Below are 18,076 nucleotides of genomic sequence, written 5' to 3'. Positions count from 1 at the left end.
CAAAAACTTCATACCGTTTTACAGTCCGCAGTTTATTTGTTTATTCCGTTTTTATAGTATTCCCCGCACTGCACGCAAACTGCCATCCAAAGTGATTTTCCATCAGTCAAGGTTACCGTATCGGACGCTTCAATTACTTTATTGCACCTATGACATACTGACATTACAGGGTCATCATAATCCAAATCATCAAAGTTATAGAATTCCTCCAGTTCTTCCATTCGTTCCAGCTCCTCTTTTTGCTTGCATTATATCGCACTTTTTGTTTAATGCCTAACACATAAAAATCCAAAATGCTGCTGCATATTAGTGACAAATCCGCATTTTCTTGGCAGGAACTACAATTTTTCCGTTCACTTTTACTACCCAAAATCAATTTTCCGCACAATTTATTTTACCAATGCCAAAAGTTGGTATAAACAGGAAACTTTTCATCCATACTAAGCGTGAATAATATCAATTTACACCCAGGAGGAATGAACAATGCTAAAAACACTTTCATATCTGTTAATAACTGCTTTTGTACTGTTTACTGTTGCAGCATGTGATGCTGGTAACGACGAACAGGAGGAAACACGCCAGCAGCCTGCACAGGAGGCTTCGACCAAAGTGGATAAATCAACTTCAGAGGATCTGAAAAGCGGAGTGGAGCAGGTATTATCAGCAGTTGAAGATCTAAAAGAAGCAAATGATGTAAAAACAGTGAAGAAATATGGAAACGCACTTCGTGAAAGCTGGGATAAAATTGAAAAAGAGGTCGAAGAAAATTATCTCAACTACTATATGAATATCGAGCATACATTATATCCGCTCATTGATGAAACACAAAATACCAAACCAAATTCGGAAAAAATATCCAAGCTAAGTGATGTCACCGTACGCAAGCTGGAAGCATTTAAAGAAAAAATCGGTCCAGCCGCCGCATCATAGGATAAAACCCTCTTTTCAGGGGGTTTTTTCTATACATATTCCGCTTGTTTTTCGCCAAAAATAACATTGATTAACTTAAGGAGGTCAATGCAATGCATAATCAACAACAGCAAAACCAAAACACTCAAGGTATGACTGGCATGCCAGCACAGCAGTATGGTGCTCATGATATGTTCGATGCGCACGAGGCACTTTCAACACTTATCGGTGGTATGGATCAATATACCATGTACGAGCAGCAGGCTCAGGATCCGGAATTGAAAACGATGATGCAAAAACACAAGACTTTTTGCACGCAATTGTACAACACAATGGTTGACACGTTTAAATCCGGACAAGACCCGTCAACACCAACACAAAGCTACGAAATGCAGCAGGACAACAATGTTATTTACGGTATGCAGCCTTCACAACCGAAGACACCTATTCAGTCAACCACCGAACTGAATGATGAGTGCATTTCCGGTTTCATGCTTGGCTGTATGAAAGCAAATGCCACAGCATTTACGTCAGCAGCCCTTGAAATGTCCAACCCGGTAATGCGCCGGATTTTGCAGGATAGTATCCCAAACATGGCTGAAATGGCATATGAAATATTTTTATACCAGAACAAAAACCATTATTATCAAGTACCAAAACTGCAACCGCAAGATATGCAGGCATTTCAGAATAGTTATGGTCCAACACAGGGCACAATGCCTCATTAACTGACTGAATTCCAAAAAACACCTCGCTCTGATTTTTATCCGAGCGAGGTGTTTTTATGTTGCAAATTGCCATCGTACCAAAGAGGCAACAACTGCCTCAGACCATTTAAAGACCTCAGTTCAACAAGTGCGTATCAAAGAACTTCCCTACTCGTGTGCAGATTTAATCCAGCAGGCGGTTATTTTCATCTACTGACATGATTCGAGCGCCCCGGTCGATGTCCTTTACATCATAGCTGCCATCCCCATCACAAACACTGCATTTGTACTGCCAGCCTTCGTCATCAGACAGCATTCCAGTTCCTTCGCATGCCTTGCATCTATAATCTCGTTCCATGTATTTTTCACCCCTTTGCTGCTTGCCTGTCTTTGGCCCAGTTGATAATACCACCGGCAAGCATAATGTCAATTTGCCGCTGGGACAGACTGTGTCTAACCTTCATTTGCTGGTTTTTATCCTTCACTTCGATATCAAATTCATATCCCTGCTGAATTTTGTTCCGCATATCGGTCAGGATAAGCGTGTCGCCAGACTTTAACAGGTCATAGTCTTCTTCATTTACAAATGTTAACGGCAGCACCCCGAAATTAACCAGGTTTTGCCAATGAATCCGGGCAAAATCCTTCACGAGAGCGACCCGCAGTCCAAGGTATCGCGGTGCCAAGGCAGCATGCTCACGGCTTGAGCCCTGACCATAGTTAAATCCACCGACTACCGCATGTCCCCCGTTTTCCACTGTGCTTTTTCCGCGCTTATAGTAGGTGTCATCGATTATCTCGAATGTAAATTTACTGATTTCCGGCAGATTGCTTCGGTACGGCAATACCCGCGCTCCACCGGCAAGAATTTCATCCGTCGAAATATTGTCACCCATTTTTAGTAAAATAGGCAATTCAAATTGATCCGGCATAGCATCCATTTTCGGGATTGATGCGATATTCGGCCCTTTTTGCAGATCAACTTTCCGTGCATCTGCATGCGGGAGCGGATTGTCAAGCAAGTTCACATCTGTTGTTGGATGCTTTGGATCTTTTACTTTCGGGTAATCCATTTCCAATGTACGCGGATCGGTGATTTTACCCGTCAATGCAGATGCTGCCGCTGTTTCCGGGCTGCACAGATACACGCTGTCTTCTTTCGTCCCGGATCTGCCGGGGAAGTTCCGTGGTGTGGTGCGCAGACTGTTTCTTCCCGTGGCGGGAGCCTGTCCCATTCCAATACAGCCGTTACACCCCGCCTGGTGCATGCGCGCTCCTGCCTGCAGCAGACTCGCAATATGACTTTCTTTAACCAAATCGGTAAGCATCTGCCTTGAAGTCGGGTTAATATCAAATGACATTCCATCTGCTATATGCTTCCCGGATACGGTCTGTGCAGCGACCGCAAAATCACGAAATCCCGGGTTCGCTGATGAACCGATATATGACTGGTAAATAGGTGTGCCTGCTATATCTTTGACAGGTACTACATTTCCGGGACTGGAAGGTTTGGCAATGAGCGGTTCGAGTGCGGAAAGATCAATTTCCTCCAGGATGTCGTATTCCGCACCATTATCAGCTTCCAATTCGATCCAGTCATCTTCACGATCCTGCTCTTTTAAAAATCGCTTTACTTCCTTATCAGATGGAAATACGGTGCCCGTTGCCCCTAATTCCGCGCCCATGTTGGCAATGACATGCCGGTCCATGGCACTCAGATGTTTTAAGCCGGGCCCAAAATACTCAACGACTTTTCCGACACCGCCTTTTACATCATGGCGGCGTAACAATTCAAAAATGACATCTTTGGCGCTCACCCAATCGGGAAGTTTACCAGTCAATTTAACCCCCCATACTTGCGGCATTTTTACATAAAATGGTTCCCCTGCAATCGCTAGTGCCACATCAATACCGCCAGCACCCATCGCAAGCATCCCCATACAGCCATTAGCACATGTATGGCTGTCAGATCCAAGCAATGTTTTACCAGGCTTGGCCAAACGCTGCATATGAACCGGATGACTCACCCCATTGCCCGGTCTGCTGTAATACAGGCCAAATCGTTGTGCCGCACTTTGCAAGAAGAGATGGTCATCCGGGTTTTTGTTGTCTTCCTGAATCAGATTATGATCCACATATTGTGCGGAAGCTTCTGTCCTGGCGCGATCCAGTTCCATGGCTTCGAGCTCCAGCATAACCAACGTACCTGTCGCATCTTGTGTCAGAGTCTGATCAATTTTCAGTCCAATTTCCTCACCTGGTACCATTTCACCGGTTACGAGATGATCTTTTATCAACTTCTGTGTAATGTTTAATGGCATGGACATTCCTCCTACATAAATATACTTTTTTAGTATATGAATATACGCAAATAATATTTGCAGGAAATTCGAATCCATTCGCATTCTTAATCGTATTATCTACTATCAAAGATTAGGGGTTGGTTAAATGAATAATCATGAAATTGATTTTAAAATGTATGGCGATGATATGCAGTTTGTTGAAGTGGAACTGGACCCGGAGGAAACTGTAATTGCTGAAGCCGGAAGTCTAATGATGATGGACAGTGATATCCGTATGGAAACCATTTTTGGCGATGGCTCCGAGCAACAGGGAAGCGGACTGATGGGCAAACTTCTCGGTGCGGGCAAACGGGTTATTAGTGGGGAGAGCCTGTTTATGACAACCTTTACCAATCAAGGCTCTGGAAAAAAACATGTTGCATTTGCCGCACCTTATCCCGGCAAAATAATTCCAATGGATCTTAGTGAAATTGACGGAAAGCTTATCTGCCAGAAGGATTCGTTTCTGGCTGCAGCAAAAGGTGTTTCGGTCGGGGTCGAATACCAGAAAAAAATTGGTGCGGGTTTCTTCGGTGGTGAAGGTTTTATCATGCAAAAACTGGAAGGAGACGGCATGTCATTTGTTCATGCCGGTGGTACGATGCACAAAAAAGTTCTGGAACCAGGTGAAACATTGAAGGTTGATACCGGTTGTTTGGTTGCCATGACCGGAGACGTCGACTACAACATTGAATACATCGGTGGTATTAAAACAGCATTATTCGGCGGGGAAGGTCTATTTTTCGCAACACTGCGCGGACCGGGCACAGTATGGGTACAATCGCTTCCATTTAGCCGACTGGCCAGCAAAGTATTCGCCGCAGCACCCCAAAAAGGCGGCGACAAAGGTGAAGGAAGTATCACCGGCGGATTGTACGACCTGCTTGGCGGGAAATAGGCAGTACCGCCCGGGATTTTCCTGTTTTAAAAAGCCCCTATCTGCACATACTAACCTTGAAAATTCAATACAGGGGTGATGAGCATGGGCAGAGATGAGCACAATAAATCCAGAGGCAGGAACCGGCTTGCACAGACTCCGAAGAACCAAAAATCGGACGGACGTGATATTGAATTTTCCGAGGAACTTGCCGATTATGACGACAAAATAGCACAGGAAAGAAGCAAAGCAGCGGACAAACGGGCTAAAAATAATTCGCAGAAATAAATATACCGGGCTCAGCCAATCATTTCTGAGCCCGGTTTTATATCAGTTAACTTCCGCCAATTCTCCTTCGATCTGCTCCATAATTTCAGCTGCTTTTTGCCAGTTGCCGCTGGACAGTGCCTTTTTATACGTATCAAACAGATCTGACAGGTTTCTTAACTGTTCTTCCGCATTCGTTAACGGCTGTGATGAATCATCTTTTTCTTCTGTATTGCTATCCTTTTGGGAGTCGTCATTATTACCATTTTCTTTTTTGCTGCCCGATGAATCAACTTTTTTCAAAATCGCATCAAGTGCATCATCAAAGGTTCTTTCCATTACAATGTAGTCCCCGTAAGCAAGAATAACCCGCTTCACTTCCGGCAATGACGTTGCATTGGAAGATTCAATGTATACGGGTTCAACATAAAGAATCGTATCTTCAATTGGAACCACAAGCAGATTCCCGCGGATTACCTTTGAACCGCCCTGTGACCATAAATTGAGCTGCTTCGATATTTCCCCGTCCTGGTTAATCCGGTTCTCAATTTGCTGCGGGCCATAGATATTTTTTTGTTTTGGAAAACGATACACAAACAATTCCCCGTAATTTTTACCATCATTACGTACGCCAATCCATGAAATCATATTTTGCCTGTTTTTCGGTGTATATGGCTGCATCAGAATAAATTCTTCATCTTTCTCTTCAGGCAGGCGCATGGTCATATAGTAAGGCTCCATTACAATATCCTCGTTAAAATACTTCTCTGTTGGAAACTGCCAGGAGTCCTCTCGATTATAAAACACTTCCAGATTTGACATGTGATACGTTCCATACATTTTCGCCTGTACGGTGAACAGCTTCTCCGGATAACGGAAATGTGCCTGGATATCTTCAGGGATGTCAGAAGTAAACATATCCGGGAAAATACGTTGATATGTCTTCAATAGCGGATCATCCGGATTAACAACATAAAAATTCACGTCACCGGTATAGGCATCCACCGTCACTTTGATGGGATTGCGAATATAATTTTTTTCTCCTTTGTAAGGTTCAGCGTTTGGATACCGTTCTGCTGTCACGTATGCATCAATCATCCAGACCAAACTTCCGTTATCCCTGACAACAATATACGGGTCTTTGTCATAGGTAAAAAACGGCGCAATCCGCTTAACCCGTTCCATAATATTTCGCGTAGCAAGCAGTTTGCTTTCATCGGTAATCTGATCCGATATCATCATTCGGAATGACCCTTCATTCAACGAAAATAAAAGCCGGTTTATTCCATCCAAAGGAATCCCCGAGTCTGCATTAAAGCGTGTATCAACATTTTTTTCGCCTGAAGGGTAATCAAACTCATCCACTTTACTGTTAACTAAAACATTTTGATAGGATTCTTCACCGAAATAAATTTGTGGTCTGCTGATATCCAACACCCCTTCTGGCGGAAGGTTTTTTACCATATATTTCGGTTGGCCCTGTGGGGTAACCTGGTTGACATGACTCATGGTAATCCCGTAACCATGTGTATAGCGCAGGTTTTGGTTCACCCATGTTTTTGCCTGATCCGGAAGATCTTTCATACTCAATTCCCTTGCCCCCACAAAAACCTGTTCATAGTCTCCGTCAATCCTGTAACGGTCAATGTCAATATTATTAAACTCGTAATAGGTGCGGAATGTCTGCAACTGATTGTATACGTCAAGCAACGGACGTGCATCATTCATCCGTATATTATCAATCGTTTTCTGGTTTCGTTTGACCATCGCTTCACTCAACGAAGAATTACCCGGATGCTGCATTTCCTTAATATCATTCAAGGCATACGCATCTTTTGTATAAGAAAGGTTGTGTTCAAGAAACGGACGCTCTTTGGAAAATTCATTCGGTGAGACGATAAAGTTCTGTACCGATCCCGATGCCAATTGACCGACAATCAATAATCCGGCATAAATGGCAACCGGAGTGACCATCCCGCGGAGTTTCCCCCGAACAAGTGCAACAATCATCCATACTGTCCCAATCAATGCTGCGGCTGCCAATACATAGGCTTTCGGTATATTAATAACCTTGTCAGTATAACTCAATCCATGAACAACACTTTCCTGGAACAAACTCACTTTATTAGTCAACAGTGTATCATATGGTTCCAGCAAGTGAAGGGCCGCCAGCAGCAGTCCGATGAAACCGAGCGTTAGGCCTAAATGTAACTGAGCAGAGCGGCTCATTCGGTAAATATGAAAAACGGAATAAGCTGCCGCCTCGACTGCCAGTAGAAAAACACCCAGACCAAGCAGTAAATAAACAATATATTTTAAAAATGGCAGCACAAATAAATAAAAAGAAATATCCAGATTAAAATATGGATCGGTCTGTCCAAATGAAGCATGGTTGAAAAATTTCAATGTGCGCTCCCAGCCGAATCCCTGTGTAATACTGCTCCCGAAAACGCCAATTAAAGCAGCAATCCCTACTATAATTGGAATGATTTTTTTCCGTTCCAGTAAGACAGCCGGCAATTGACTGCGATCCATGTGGCCGAGATACGTGTGACGAATCCAGGAAAGCGTAAAAAAGGTAACAACTGCAAATAACAGAAATCCGATCACTGCAAGCCAGATTTTACTTTTAAAAACAGTTGTAAACACCCCTGCAAAGCCAATTGTATCCATCCATATGTAATCAGTAATGAAACCAAGTGACAGCAAGCCCGAAATAAGAAGCACAACAGGAATAATCAATATGTAGCCAGTGCGTTTTAAAACTTTATTGATTCTCTCTTTATGACGTTCTGTAAAATTATTATTGTTATCATCATTCAAATAGAACTCCCCCTCTCCCATACAGCTTACAGTATTCGGAGTTGCCTGTCACCACCCGGTTTTTGTCGAAATTCGACGGATAATAACATTTTTATTAGGCATAGTATGAAATGGAGGTGGTTTACATGACACAGCAATATCTTTGCCCTAACTGTAAAACGAACCGGTCCCGGTTTAACATTATTGAACAGATGGCCAAACCGGTTAAATTGGACGCACAAACCGGCGATATCATTAACGATTATTCAGATAAAGATCCGGAAGTTTTTCATATTGCTTACAATGGTCCGCAATACAGAATCCAGTGCGGTGCATGTGGACTGGTTGAAGATGAAATAACCTTTGTGAAATTTGCCGAGTATAATAATCAATCCTGATATTATTCAACAAAATTCGGGCGGTGTCAGACACTATCCGAATTTTGTTTTGAAGCTGGGGTCCCTCGCCTTTCTTTACACGAAGGAAACGGTTTCATATAATAGAGATAATGACTGTACACTACAAGGAGGGGAAGAATGAGCGAGATACAAGAGGGTACCCTGCTTTGGGAGCCTGATGAAAAAAGAAAAGAGCAATCCAATATTTATAACTATATGAAATGGCTCGAACAGCATAAAGGACTAAAATTTGATGATTACCAATCACTCTGGAAATGGTCAACCGATGAACTGGAACTTTTCTGGGAATCTATTTGGGAGTATTTTGATATCCAGACAAAACAGCCATACAAAACTGTGTTAAGCACACACAAAATCCCCGGTGCCAAGTGGTTTCCGGAAGCGACAATCAATTATACCGAACATATTTTCAGAGACCGGGATGAACAAGAACCCGCTATTATTCACGCCTCCGAAACGAGAGAGAGAGATGAAATAACATGGGGTCAACTATACAGGGACACTGCTGCATTACAGCAAACCTTAAAAAAGCTCGGCGTAGCAAAAGGTGACCGGGTTGTTGCCTATGCAGCCAATATCTATGAAACTATTGCGGCGTTTTTGGCTACAGCAAGCATTGGTGCAATTTGGTCCAGTGCCTCACCCGACTTCGGTACGCAAAGTGTGATTGACCGCTTTAAACAAATCGAACCGAAAGTGATGCTAACGGTGGATGGCTACAGCTATTCCGGGAAAAAATTTAACCGGATGCCGGTGGTTGAAAATATCCAGTCGGAACTGCCAACGTTGGAAGCAACGATTGGGATTCCGTTTTTAAATGAAGAAGCAGATTTTAGCAGCTTAAAAAATGCTATTCAGTGGAAAGATGCTGTTAAGGCGGATGAAAAACCTGAATTAACATATGAGCATGTGCCATTCAATGACCCGTTATGGGTATTGTTCTCATCCGGCACAACCGGTAAACCGAAGCCAATCGTTCAAAGTCAGGGTGGTATCCTGCTCGAACATTTAAAGGCGCTCTCGTTCCATGCTGATCTTGGTAAAGGGGACCGTTTTTTCTGGTTTACCACAACCGGCTGGATGATGTGGAACTTCCTTGTCGGAGGCCTTCTGGCTGGAAGCACGATCATTCTATATGATGGAAACCCGGCTTATCCGAATAAAAAAATGCTTTGGAAGTTTGCTCAGGATACAAAAATGACGACATTTGGCACGAGTGCAAGCTATATTACCGCATGTATGAAAGATGAAAATCTCGTACCGGGTAAAGAATTTGACCTGAGTCATCTGGAAAACATCAGTTCAACTGGTTCACCGCTTCCTCCTGAAGGTTTTCAGTGGTGCTATGATAATGTAAAAAAAGATCTTTGGATTGCATCGGCAAGTGGCGGAACCGACGTCTGTACAGCGTTTATTCTTGGTGCACCTATATTGCCGGTCTATGCTGGAGAACTGCAATGCCGTGGTCTTGGAGCAAAAATTGAAAGCTTTGATGATGAAGCTTACCCGCATATCGATGAAGTTGGTGAACTGGTGCTGACTGAACCATTCCCGTCCATGCCGATTTACTTTTGGAATGATGAAGACGGCAGCCGCATGCATGACAGTTATTTTGATATGTTCCAGGGCATTTGGCGGCATGGGGATTACCTCAAAATCACCGACAGACACACGTGCGTCATTTACGGACGGTCTGATGCAACCATTAACCGCGGCGGTATCCGAATTGGCACAAGTGAAATCTACCGTGCCGTTGATCATGTCAAACAGGTGGCAGACAGCCTGATTGTTGACATCCCAGGTAACAACGGGGATTCCTACACGCCACTATTCGTTACCATGCAGGATGGGGAGGAATTAACGGAGGACATCCAAAAAACAATTAAAAAAGAAATCCGGGAAAAATGTTCACCAAGACATATTCCAACCGGAATATACCAAGTTCCCGAGCTGCCAACAACGTTAAATGGAAAGAAACTGGAGATCCCGGTTAAGAAGATTTTGATGGGTAAACCAATTGATAAAGTCGTCAACAAAGGATCATTGAGCAATCAGAATTCACTTGATTATTTCATCAAGTTTGCGGAAGAACAAATGGAAACAAAATAAACTAAAGCGCCCGGTCAATAATTGATTGGGCGCTTTTTACAGTCTTTTAGTGACGGGCTTGGCTGTACTTATGCAGTGCAGCCAAGAAGATTTTTATAAAAATAGATTCGTGGATATTATAGTGGTAATCGTGGATATAATATAAGAAATCGCGAATATCGTAAGTGAAATCGTGGATAATCAATCTAGAAACGTGGATATATCAGAGAAAATGATGCACACGCAATCGGCAGGATATCTGACTTTCAATCAAGGTCCTGCCATTTTTTAGGGTCACATCAGACCAGAAAGACCGCTTTTGAGGGCTTTATGCCCAATCTTTTGCAACGAATTTTTTAAGCAGTTTAATGTCCGTATCATGTTCAGATACATTACCTGCCATACCCTCTAGACTCGAAAGCAGTTCTGTATTTTTAGCCACTTGAGTCGACACGTTATCAAGTTTATCAATGACAGTTTTTTGTCCGCTTTCCACCTTTCTCAACCGTTCATTCATAGCTCTTTGACCGCTTTCCACCTTCCCGAAACGTTCATTCATAACTTTTTGACCGCTTTCCATCTTCCCGAAACGCTCACTCATCATTTTTTGCCCGAATTCCAACATCTCCAATCGCTCATTCATGGGCTGTAATTTTTCTTCAAACAGCATGGAGAGCATCTCAGATAACTCTTTCTTGTCCATTCTCTTCACCTCTTAAGTGTATTATATCAATTGCTGCAATCAATTCGCACAAAAAATTACGGAACCCGCCGTAGACAGGATAACGCGAAGTATAAGCAATATGAACTCAAAGATCCTATGATACAAACGCCCAGGAACAGTATATACTGCTTCGGGCGTTTGTATTAATTTAAAGGATGCACATTCCCGTATGGCTTTCCTGATAACCTCTGTTCCCAATACCCCTTCTTTTCACCACTTTAACAACATTTCACCTTCATCGAGCAGCTTCAGATTATCCCTTCACTATGAATTATTCTTACAGAGAAAATACGCAAAAATGACCATTCCCTCTAATTTATCTCAATACATCAAATAGTCTATTGTTAAGCAAAACACACCCTTACTTCCCCTTCTTTCCCGGCAGTTTCCAGACAGCTGTTTATAAACTTCAAAATTTCATCCTGCTGCCATGCACGAAAATTTTCACTTCCCTTTTTACTTAAATCCTTGTCATAAAAACGGCCATACTTTTTCATAGCTTCTTCAACCTGATCCAACGTCAGTGTTGCCATCCCGCCTGAACCGCTGACACCTGCATAATATTCATTTGCATCGAACAGATCATAAAAGATAGGAGCCACCGCATCCCCCATAGTGAAACGGACATAGCCAATTTCTTTTCCTACATTATTGTATGAGCAAATATCGTGTCCCAAATCATCCATCCTCCCTTATATTTACAGCATGATAGTGAAACATTGTGCACAATATCACAATTGTGATGGGAATAAATAAAGAGAATCTGTCATTTTAATTGAAAGAATAATAGGTTGAAAAGTTAAACGAGGTTACTTAAAGAAAGTTTTGAAGCAATTGTCGAAGTTTTAAATACTATGAAGCATTAACAGAAGAGTTCATTTGTCGCAGATTTTAGAAGAAAGCGAGTGGAATATGCTACTAAAATAATACAAGGTTTTATAATAATTGTCAAATAAATCTAAAATATTTTACACGCCGGGATTAAATCCGGCTTATCACACACGGCACCTGTCTGCATCAAGCATTACTTATCCACGCTCGCCCAAATCAATTGTATGATACCAGACCAGTGGCTTTGCGTACGCTCAATCTTCAAGTTTGATTCTTCAACGATATTGATAATCTTCCGGTCACAATGACATCCGGTAGCTTTAATAAATAATGGATCAATCAGCTTTTGTGTATTGGAGAATATGATATTGGAACTTAGTCCATGTTCCATTAACAAAACTGTTCCACCTGTTTTACACCATTTATTAAAATTATTCAGTACCTTGACAGGATGCGGATAACCACACAATGTGAGAGTAGAAACGATACAGTCGAATGAATCGCTTTCAAACTGCATTTCCTCAATATCCTTTTGCAAAAGTTCTGCATCAATGTGACATGCTGAAGCAGTTTTCCGTGCAGCCTTAATCATTTCCGGACTGAAATCCACCCCTGTAAGACAGACATTTTCACGATTATAGAACTGAAAATTAGAACCGATGCCAACTCCAACCTCAAGAACCCTTCCATGCGCATCATTCAACAGTTCTGTCCTCCACCTGGCAAGTGTCCGATTATTAAGTGCCCGTTTATACACATCCACTTGGTTATCGTACTTTTTAATCAGCTTTTCTTTGTCCATTTACCATCAACTCCGAATCAACTTTATATTATTAAAAGATATTGTACCATCATATTCCTGATAATGAGAAAAATACCCTTAGCAACATTTTATTAATGGTACTCAAATAGCCGCAATTATTCAACATGCTGTCCTTACAAAAGTGTCCAATATCCCATCAAGCATGGGGATATTGGACATGGTATCCCTAAACCATTTTATACCTAATCTGAATTTCCATTTAAATGATGTTTCTTCGATTTTTCCAGTGCCTGATCATATTCATTTAATAATACATCCAAGCGCTGCGAAATAGCCAAAACCTGTGGATCATTCGGATTGTGGTTATAGGTTTTATACATTCTTTCTCTTGTTTCCTCTATCTTTCTTTTTAATTCTTTGATGCTATACAACTTTCGTACTCCCTCTCCACCAACGTTGAATCTAACCCGCATAATGGAGATTAAAAACTGCTTAAAAACTTCATTGTACCTTTGAATTAAAACTTTTCTTCATGTGACTCACTTATACTGCTATACGTATAAATGTCGTGCAGTGATTTTCACATTCATGATACACCTATTCGATTTTAATTACAGTTATACTTCCACGCTGGAGAAATACTTCGTTATCTCCCGTAATTAATTGAACTGATCAACGGTAACCACATACTTGGATGCGTTATCTGCTATGTTTGAAATAGTACATCCGCCCTCCTTTTAATAGTTTTTCCAAGATGTTTTGTATAAACTTCCATGATACCAGTTATGATCAAAATTCATATTAAATTAAGAGATAACTTAGTACTTGATACCCATCTGCTTAATATATAAACATTTACCCCTCCATTTACAAGGTAAAGACTACTCTAGTAAAAATATTCCATGCTACAATTAAATTAGGAGATTACTTAAATAAATGGAGAAGTTCAAAATGGACGGAAAACCAAAAGACAAACTACAAATGAAAAAACAACATGACTTTACAAAAGGGAATATTTTTAAACATTTAATTATTTTTTCCGGACCGCTGATGCTGACGAATTTGCTGCAGACATCGTATCAATTTGCTGACAGCCTTTGGGTTGGGAACCTGCTCGGGGCAAATGCACTCGGAGCGGTGGCGATTTCAAGTACGATTATTTTTACAGTGCTTTCATTTGTGTTGGGACTTAATAACGCTGCACTAACTATTCTTTCCCAGCAAAAAGGAAAAGATGATGAAACCGGCTTGAAACGCTATTTGAATGCGTTTGTCATTATCTTGACGATACTCGCACTGGGCTTGAGCATACTCGGATTTGTGCTGGCGGAGCAGCTGCTTCTTCTTTTGGGAACGCCGGAAAATATGCTGCTTGAAGCCAAGGCATATTTACAGATCAATTTTCTTGGAATTTTGTTCTTATTCGGCTACAACTTTATCAGTACTGTATTGAGGGCAATGGGCGACAGCAAGACCCCGCTTCGGTTTGTGATAATTGCTGTCCTGCTTAATATTATTTTAAACCCGCTGTTTATCGCCGGGCTGAATCTCGGTATCAGCGGGGCAGCGTACGCCACCATTGTGGCGCAAGGTACAGCATTTTTTTACGGCATCATTTATGTGTTGTCCAAAAAACTTGCTCCGTTCAGCGCCCCGACAATGCCTTCAAAGCAAGAGGTCGGCTTGATATTAAACCTGGGTATTCCAGCCGGTCTGCAGATGGCAGTTATTTCAGCCGGTTCAGCAGCCATTATGAGTGTCGTCACCATATTTGGCAGCAGTGTTGTAGCAGGTTTCGGGGCTGCCCAGCGGCTCGACAGAATTTTGATGCTGCCGGCCCATGCGCTGGGAACGGCTGTGAACAGCATGGCGGGGCAGAACATTGGTGTCCATGACTGGCAGCGGGTAAAAAAGATAGCCAAATACGGTGTACTTTACAATTTTTCGATTATGCTGCTGGTCGGAATCATCGTTGTGCTGTTTGCGGAATATGGCATCCGGCTGTTTATTGAGGATACTGAAGCGGTGGCATTCGGAACAAAGTATTTACAGATTATTGCCCTGTGTTATCCGTTTCTCGGCATCAACTTTGTTTTAAATGGCATTGTCAGGGCATCCGGTGCAATGTACCAGGTACTTGTGTTAAATATCATTTCGTTCTGGGTGCTGCGTTTTCCATTAAGCTACATATTTTCCAGCTGGTTCGGCGATACGGGAATCCCGCTTGGCATGGGTACCAGTTTTCTGCTGAGCAGTTTTGTGGCCTTTATGTACTTCCGCTTCGGCAAATGGCGTGAGAAACAATTGTTTTCCAGAAGTAAATAATAGCAACTGATTTATTATTTTTTGAAAAAAAGGTCGATAATTGTAAAACGATTTTTAAAGGAATTTTGCTCATTTTATAGAAATCAACAATATAAGGTGACGGATCCACAACATTAAAAAAGAAGGTGAATCGTATGTTCATGAAAAATCTCTTAAAATGGATGCCTCATAATGAGCAAAGTGTGTATGAAAGAAAGCTTTTCAAGGTTATGAAGGAATTAAAAATCGAGGAGTATCATTTCAATTGGGACCGCACCAGTTGCTTTATTGAGTTTCATTATCAGGAAAGTTCCTACAGATTGGAACACTCCGTTGAAAAAGCAAAACGAAAGGGACTTATTGTGAGAAATGGCTTGGATTGTTTAATGGAATTGACCCAATCCCTTGAAGAGCTGTGTGGAATTGTTAATAGAGGAACTTATAAATTCGAGACATGGATAGCAGGCATGAAACAGACAACTTCGGAGCAGGAGACGCCTGAATTCCAGGAGGAATTTCAAATTAGATATAAGTCATTAGGAAAGCAGAGTCTTCCAGATTATGAAAAAGAGGAATATATTCCGTTTGCAGCGGAATCATCCCTGGGTAATACGGACCAAAATCACCATAATCGTATTATCCGACAGCAGCAGCGGAATCAGGGACCACTAATTTAACCATTAAGATCAGGAAATGAACTGTATGGGAGCCTTCCATTACAAAAATGAGAAGGCTCTTTAATTGTATACGTTCAATTTACATAAAGAGGCCATACTATGAACTTCAATCAGCAGAAAAAAAGCGCTTCACTTCATACTATTGGATATAAACATAGAAGCATCCTGATTCATAAAAATACGGTCACCATGATAAAACGTCCTAATTTCAATAGATTTAAATCCAACTTCAGATAACTTGTTTTTCAGTTCGTCATGCGAAAAACCATTATGAACTTTCGGGTGATTTATTTTCTCGTTTTTGTCAAAATCCACAATAATCAGCTTGCCTCCATCATTTAAGACGTTGTACAATTCCTGCAAGATTTTTTTAGTGTCCGGAATATGGAGCAGAACTAATGACATTAACGCTATATCCCCCTTAAGTTCAGGACTTTCTTCTGTAAAATCCGAATAAAGTACTTTTGCATTTGCAATCCCTTTGTGGGCAATTTTAGCTTTCGCAGCCTCCAGCATTCCGTTTGATGAATCCACCAGCAAAATGGACTTTACCAAATCTGATACCTCTAAACTGACTAAACCGGTACCACCCCCATAATCTAATAAGGTTTTCGATTCGCTATTTCGTAATTCCGGTCTTACTTCCTTAACAATAACTTTTGCTAATTCAATTCTTTCTTCTGTATCATATTTTTTTGCAAGCTGTTCAAAAACATTCTTATCCATACTCGACTCCTTATTTTGACATAAATTAATTATTTCATAATTAAAAATAGGCTTACCAAATTTCGATAAGCCCATTCCATACATATTGTATTATTTTGATAATGCGATTTTGATATGGACTAAGTGGTGCTCTTCGTGCCAAGCTAATTTTGCAACTTTTGTTGCAACTGTTATTTCACCGTTTCGCTGGTGGGTAAAAGCACGAGTTAATTGTTCTTCCGTTAAACTATTCCCTAAAGATACGATACGCTCATTTATACCTTCCAGCAGTTTAACAGAACTTTCTACAGGAAGTTTTGTATCCGGTTGAACAGCCCACTTTTCCTGATCAAAAGCTGGTACTGTTGGATTCTCATCTGTTAATGCCAGCTTCAAACGTTGGTACATATTCAACTGAGAATCTGCAATGTGATGAACAAGCTGACGGACTGTCCAGCTGCCATCACGATATGTTCTGCTTAATTCCTCATCGCCTAATGAGTCAACAGTTCCCCTTAATCGAGTCGTGTAGGTTTCGATTTCCTTCAGCCATTCTTGAATATTTTCTAATGTTACTTTTTCAGGAACTTGTAATTCACCAATCGGAAATCTTACATCCATTTTTAATCCCCTTCCTGTTTTTTATACTTATTTATCGATAACATAAATTTTCTCATAATCCTCATTATATTTTAACATAAAAAACTAATTACCTCTTTTCAAAGAACACAGGTGACCCTTTAAATTTTCTATCCATAAGCGTCACCTTTTACTTTATCTTAAAAAACCACAAATAAAATTTCCATGAAATATAAAAGGTTATAAATAAAGTTAACCTATACTTCACATCTTCAAAATATTCTTCCCTACCACAATCTTATCCCAGTCAAAATGACGCCACTAATTAGGTTAGCTATACCGCTTGATGAAGATTAAACATTTTCGAAACACTTTATGACTCACCCGCTCAAATAACTGTTTACCGGTTGCTGACCAATCGCTTCGGCAAACATCTCCCTCGTGAAATCGGGAAAATACGCATCCGTGAAATAAAAATCTGATTCAGCAGACTGCCAAAGCAGGAAATTGCTTATCCGCTTCTCACCGCCCGTCCTGATAATCATATTAGGTGACGGCAGGTCCCCCGTGTACAAAAACTGCTGCATTTTTTCCTCAGTTATATCATCCTCGCTGATGTTCCCATTCCTAACTTCCTCAATCAGCGCTCTGGCGGCTTGGACAATATCGCCCCTGCCACCATAATTGAAAGCGAAATTGACAATAATACCGGTGTTTTTTTCTGTACGGGCAACTGCTTTTGCCAACACTTCCCGGGTTTTATCGGGTAACGGAGATATGTTTCCGGAAATCCTTATTTGAATATTTCTCTTCATAAACTCAGGAAGTTTTTTATTAAAAAATCTTACTGGTAAATCCATCAGGTAATTCACCTCGTTAGACGGTCTGGACCAATTTTCTGAGGAAAAGGCATACAGTGTCAGGACCTTGATGCCACATGCAATACCGGCATCAATAATCTCTTCCATACGCTTTGCCCCCGCATAATGGCCTTCGCTTCTACTCAGACGTCTTTTTTTACCCCATCTGCCATTTCCATCCATGATGATTGCCACATGGTCAGGATTGCCTCGATACATTTA

At 41.3% G+C, this 18,076-nt stretch carries 19 protein-coding genes; 8 read left to right on the top strand and 11 right to left on the bottom strand.

All coding sequences use genetic code 11. The features are described from left to right. Positions 1–32: 32 nt before the first annotated feature. A complete protein-coding gene (locus HUX68_RS15210; protein ID WP_174615605.1) occupies positions 33–221 on the bottom strand; it encodes a hypothetical protein in 189 nt (62 codons plus the stop codon). Positions 222–483: 262 nt separating this feature from the next. Between HUX68_RS15210 and HUX68_RS15205 the strand changes: the two genes are divergently transcribed. After that, positions 484–930: a hypothetical protein gene (locus HUX68_RS15205; RefSeq protein ID WP_174615604.1), complete on the top strand. Its 447-nt coding sequence runs from the start codon at positions 484–486 to the stop codon at positions 928–930. 92 nt (positions 931–1,022) lie between these two features. Further along, on the top strand, positions 1,023–1,637 hold the full coding sequence (locus HUX68_RS15200) for a spore coat protein (protein WP_174615603.1): 615 nt from the start codon (positions 1,023–1,025) through the stop codon (positions 1,635–1,637). A gap of 163 nt (positions 1,638–1,800) precedes the next feature. On the opposite strand, the gene HUX68_RS15195 is transcribed toward HUX68_RS15200, so the two are convergent. Together HUX68_RS15195 and HUX68_RS15190 are read right to left on the bottom strand one after the other, a co-directional pair. After that, the gene (locus HUX68_RS15195; RefSeq protein ID WP_174615602.1) at positions 1,801–1,974 is read right to left on the bottom strand and encodes a hypothetical protein; all 174 of its coding nucleotides are present in this window, start codon (positions 1,972–1,974) and stop codon (positions 1,801–1,803) included. 7 nt (positions 1,975–1,981) lie between these two features. After that, positions 1,982–3,937, bottom strand: coding sequence for an aconitate hydratase (locus HUX68_RS15190; protein WP_174615601.1), 1,956 nt, complete (start codon positions 3,935–3,937; stop codon positions 1,982–1,984). Between the two features lie 127 nt (positions 3,938–4,064). Here HUX68_RS15190 and HUX68_RS15185 point away from each other — a divergent pair, with 127 nt between their 5' ends. Further along, complete coding sequence (locus HUX68_RS15185; RefSeq protein WP_174615600.1) at positions 4,065–4,856, top strand: TIGR00266 family protein; 792 nt, start codon at positions 4,065–4,067, stop codon at positions 4,854–4,856. 84 nt (positions 4,857–4,940) lie between these two features. Beyond that, on the top strand, positions 4,941–5,123 hold the full coding sequence (locus HUX68_RS15180; RefSeq protein WP_174615599.1) for a YfhD family protein: 183 nt from the start codon (positions 4,941–4,943) through the stop codon (positions 5,121–5,123). A gap of 42 nt (positions 5,124–5,165) precedes the next feature. Here the strand turns inward: HUX68_RS15180 and HUX68_RS15175 are convergent, their stop codons facing one another. Beyond that, positions 5,166–7,925 carry a UPF0182 family membrane protein gene (locus HUX68_RS15175; protein WP_246206697.1) on the bottom strand — a complete coding sequence of 920 codons (2,760 nt, stop codon included), beginning with the start codon at positions 7,923–7,925 and terminating at the stop codon, positions 5,166–5,168. 125 nt (positions 7,926–8,050) lie between these two features. Between HUX68_RS15175 and HUX68_RS15170 the strand changes: the two genes are divergently transcribed. Together HUX68_RS15170 and HUX68_RS15165 are read left to right on the top strand one after the other, a co-directional pair. Next, positions 8,051–8,302, top strand: coding sequence for a DNA alkylation repair protein (locus HUX68_RS15170; protein ID WP_174615597.1), 252 nt, complete (start codon positions 8,051–8,053; stop codon positions 8,300–8,302). 138 nt (positions 8,303–8,440) lie between these two features. Then, entirely contained in the window at positions 8,441–10,432 is a 1,992-nt protein-coding gene (locus tag HUX68_RS15165) for an acetoacetate--CoA ligase (RefSeq protein WP_174615596.1), read from the top strand. A 307-nt stretch (positions 10,433–10,739) separates the two neighbouring features. On the opposite strand, the gene HUX68_RS15160 is transcribed toward HUX68_RS15165, so the two are convergent. The 4 genes from HUX68_RS15160 to HUX68_RS15145 form a co-directional block, all read right to left on the bottom strand. Next, a complete protein-coding gene (locus tag HUX68_RS15160; RefSeq protein ID WP_174615595.1) occupies positions 10,740–11,114 on the bottom strand; it encodes a hypothetical protein in 375 nt (124 codons plus the stop codon). A gap of 365 nt (positions 11,115–11,479) precedes the next feature. Beyond that, positions 11,480–11,812, bottom strand: coding sequence for a hypothetical protein (locus tag HUX68_RS15155; protein WP_174615594.1), 333 nt, complete (start codon positions 11,810–11,812; stop codon positions 11,480–11,482). A 347-nt stretch (positions 11,813–12,159) separates the two neighbouring features. Further along, positions 12,160–12,768 carry a class I SAM-dependent methyltransferase gene (locus tag HUX68_RS15150; RefSeq protein WP_174615593.1) on the bottom strand — a complete coding sequence of 203 codons (609 nt, stop codon included), beginning with the start codon at positions 12,766–12,768 and terminating at the stop codon, positions 12,160–12,162. A gap of 203 nt (positions 12,769–12,971) precedes the next feature. Next, entirely contained in the window at positions 12,972–13,160 is a 189-nt protein-coding gene (locus HUX68_RS15145) for an aspartyl-phosphate phosphatase Spo0E family protein (protein ID WP_246206696.1), read from the bottom strand. 550 nt (positions 13,161–13,710) lie between these two features. Here HUX68_RS15145 and HUX68_RS15140 point away from each other — a divergent pair. Together HUX68_RS15140 and HUX68_RS15135 are read left to right on the top strand one after the other, a co-directional pair. After that, on the top strand, positions 13,711–15,054 hold the full coding sequence (locus HUX68_RS15140) for an MATE family efflux transporter (protein ID WP_174616483.1): 1,344 nt from the start codon (positions 13,711–13,713) through the stop codon (positions 15,052–15,054). A 140-nt stretch (positions 15,055–15,194) separates the two neighbouring features. Continuing rightward, on the top strand, positions 15,195–15,710 hold the full coding sequence (locus HUX68_RS15135; protein WP_246206695.1) for a hypothetical protein: 516 nt from the start codon (positions 15,195–15,197) through the stop codon (positions 15,708–15,710). A gap of 129 nt (positions 15,711–15,839) precedes the next feature. Here HUX68_RS15135 and HUX68_RS15130 read toward each other — a convergent pair whose 3' ends face one another. The 3 genes from HUX68_RS15130 to uppS form a co-directional block, all read right to left on the bottom strand. Continuing rightward, a complete protein-coding gene (locus tag HUX68_RS15130; RefSeq protein ID WP_174615590.1) occupies positions 15,840–16,436 on the bottom strand; it encodes a class I SAM-dependent methyltransferase in 597 nt (198 codons plus the stop codon). 90 nt (positions 16,437–16,526) lie between these two features. Then, complete coding sequence (locus tag HUX68_RS15125; RefSeq protein WP_174615589.1) at positions 16,527–17,036, bottom strand: YfiT family bacillithiol transferase; 510 nt, start codon at positions 17,034–17,036, stop codon at positions 16,527–16,529. A gap of 338 nt (positions 17,037–17,374) precedes the next feature. Beyond that, positions 17,375–18,073 carry a polyprenyl diphosphate synthase gene (uppS, locus tag HUX68_RS15120; protein ID WP_174615588.1) on the bottom strand — a complete coding sequence of 233 codons (699 nt, stop codon included), beginning with the start codon at positions 18,071–18,073 and terminating at the stop codon, positions 17,375–17,377. Positions 18,074–18,076 lie beyond the last annotated feature (3 nt).

This window comes from Virgibacillus ihumii, from assembly GCF_902726655.1.
Classification (GTDB): domain Bacteria; phylum Bacillota; class Bacilli; order Bacillales; family Amphibacillaceae; genus Lentibacillus; species Lentibacillus ihumii.
This window is presented reverse-complemented; position numbering and strand designations above follow the sequence as displayed.

Coding starts and splice junctions, on each gene's coding strand:
- HUX68_RS15185 (WP_174615600.1), top strand. CDS start 4,065: ATGAATAATCATGAAATTGATTTTAAAATGTATGGCGATGATATGCAG.
- HUX68_RS15170 (WP_174615597.1), top strand. CDS start 8,051: ATGACACAGCAATATCTTTGCCCTAACTGTAAAACGAACCGGTCCCGG.
- uppS (WP_174615588.1), bottom strand. CDS start 18,073: ATGTATCGAGGCAATCCTGACCATGTGGCAATCATCATGGATGGAAAT.
- HUX68_RS15160 (WP_174615595.1), bottom strand. CDS start 11,114: ATGGACAAGAAAGAGTTATCTGAGATGCTCTCCATGCTGTTTGAAGAA.
- HUX68_RS15140 (WP_174616483.1), top strand. CDS start 13,711: ATGAAAAAACAACATGACTTTACAAAAGGGAATATTTTTAAACATTTA.
- HUX68_RS15135 (WP_246206695.1), top strand. CDS start 15,195: ATGAAAAATCTCTTAAAATGGATGCCTCATAATGAGCAAAGTGTGTAT.
- HUX68_RS15190 (WP_174615601.1), bottom strand. CDS start 3,937: ATGCCATTAAACATTACACAGAAGTTGATAAAAGATCATCTCGTAACC.
- HUX68_RS15125 (WP_174615589.1), bottom strand. CDS start 17,036: ATGGATGTAAGATTTCCGATTGGTGAATTACAAGTTCCTGAAAAAGTA.
- HUX68_RS15205 (WP_174615604.1), top strand. CDS start 484: ATGCTAAAAACACTTTCATATCTGTTAATAACTGCTTTTGTACTGTTT.
- HUX68_RS15200 (WP_174615603.1), top strand. CDS start 1,023: ATGCATAATCAACAACAGCAAAACCAAAACACTCAAGGTATGACTGGC.
- HUX68_RS15130 (WP_174615590.1), bottom strand. CDS start 16,436: ATGGATAAGAATGTTTTTGAACAGCTTGCAAAAAAATATGATACAGAA.
- HUX68_RS15165 (WP_174615596.1), top strand. CDS start 8,441: ATGAGCGAGATACAAGAGGGTACCCTGCTTTGGGAGCCTGATGAAAAA.
- HUX68_RS15180 (WP_174615599.1), top strand. CDS start 4,941: ATGGGCAGAGATGAGCACAATAAATCCAGAGGCAGGAACCGGCTTGCA.
- HUX68_RS15150 (WP_174615593.1), bottom strand. CDS start 12,768: ATGGACAAAGAAAAGCTGATTAAAAAGTACGATAACCAAGTGGATGTG.
- HUX68_RS15195 (WP_174615602.1), bottom strand. CDS start 1,974: ATGGAACGAGATTATAGATGCAAGGCATGCGAAGGAACTGGAATGCTG.
- HUX68_RS15210 (WP_174615605.1), bottom strand. CDS start 221: ATGGAAGAACTGGAGGAATTCTATAACTTTGATGATTTGGATTATGAT.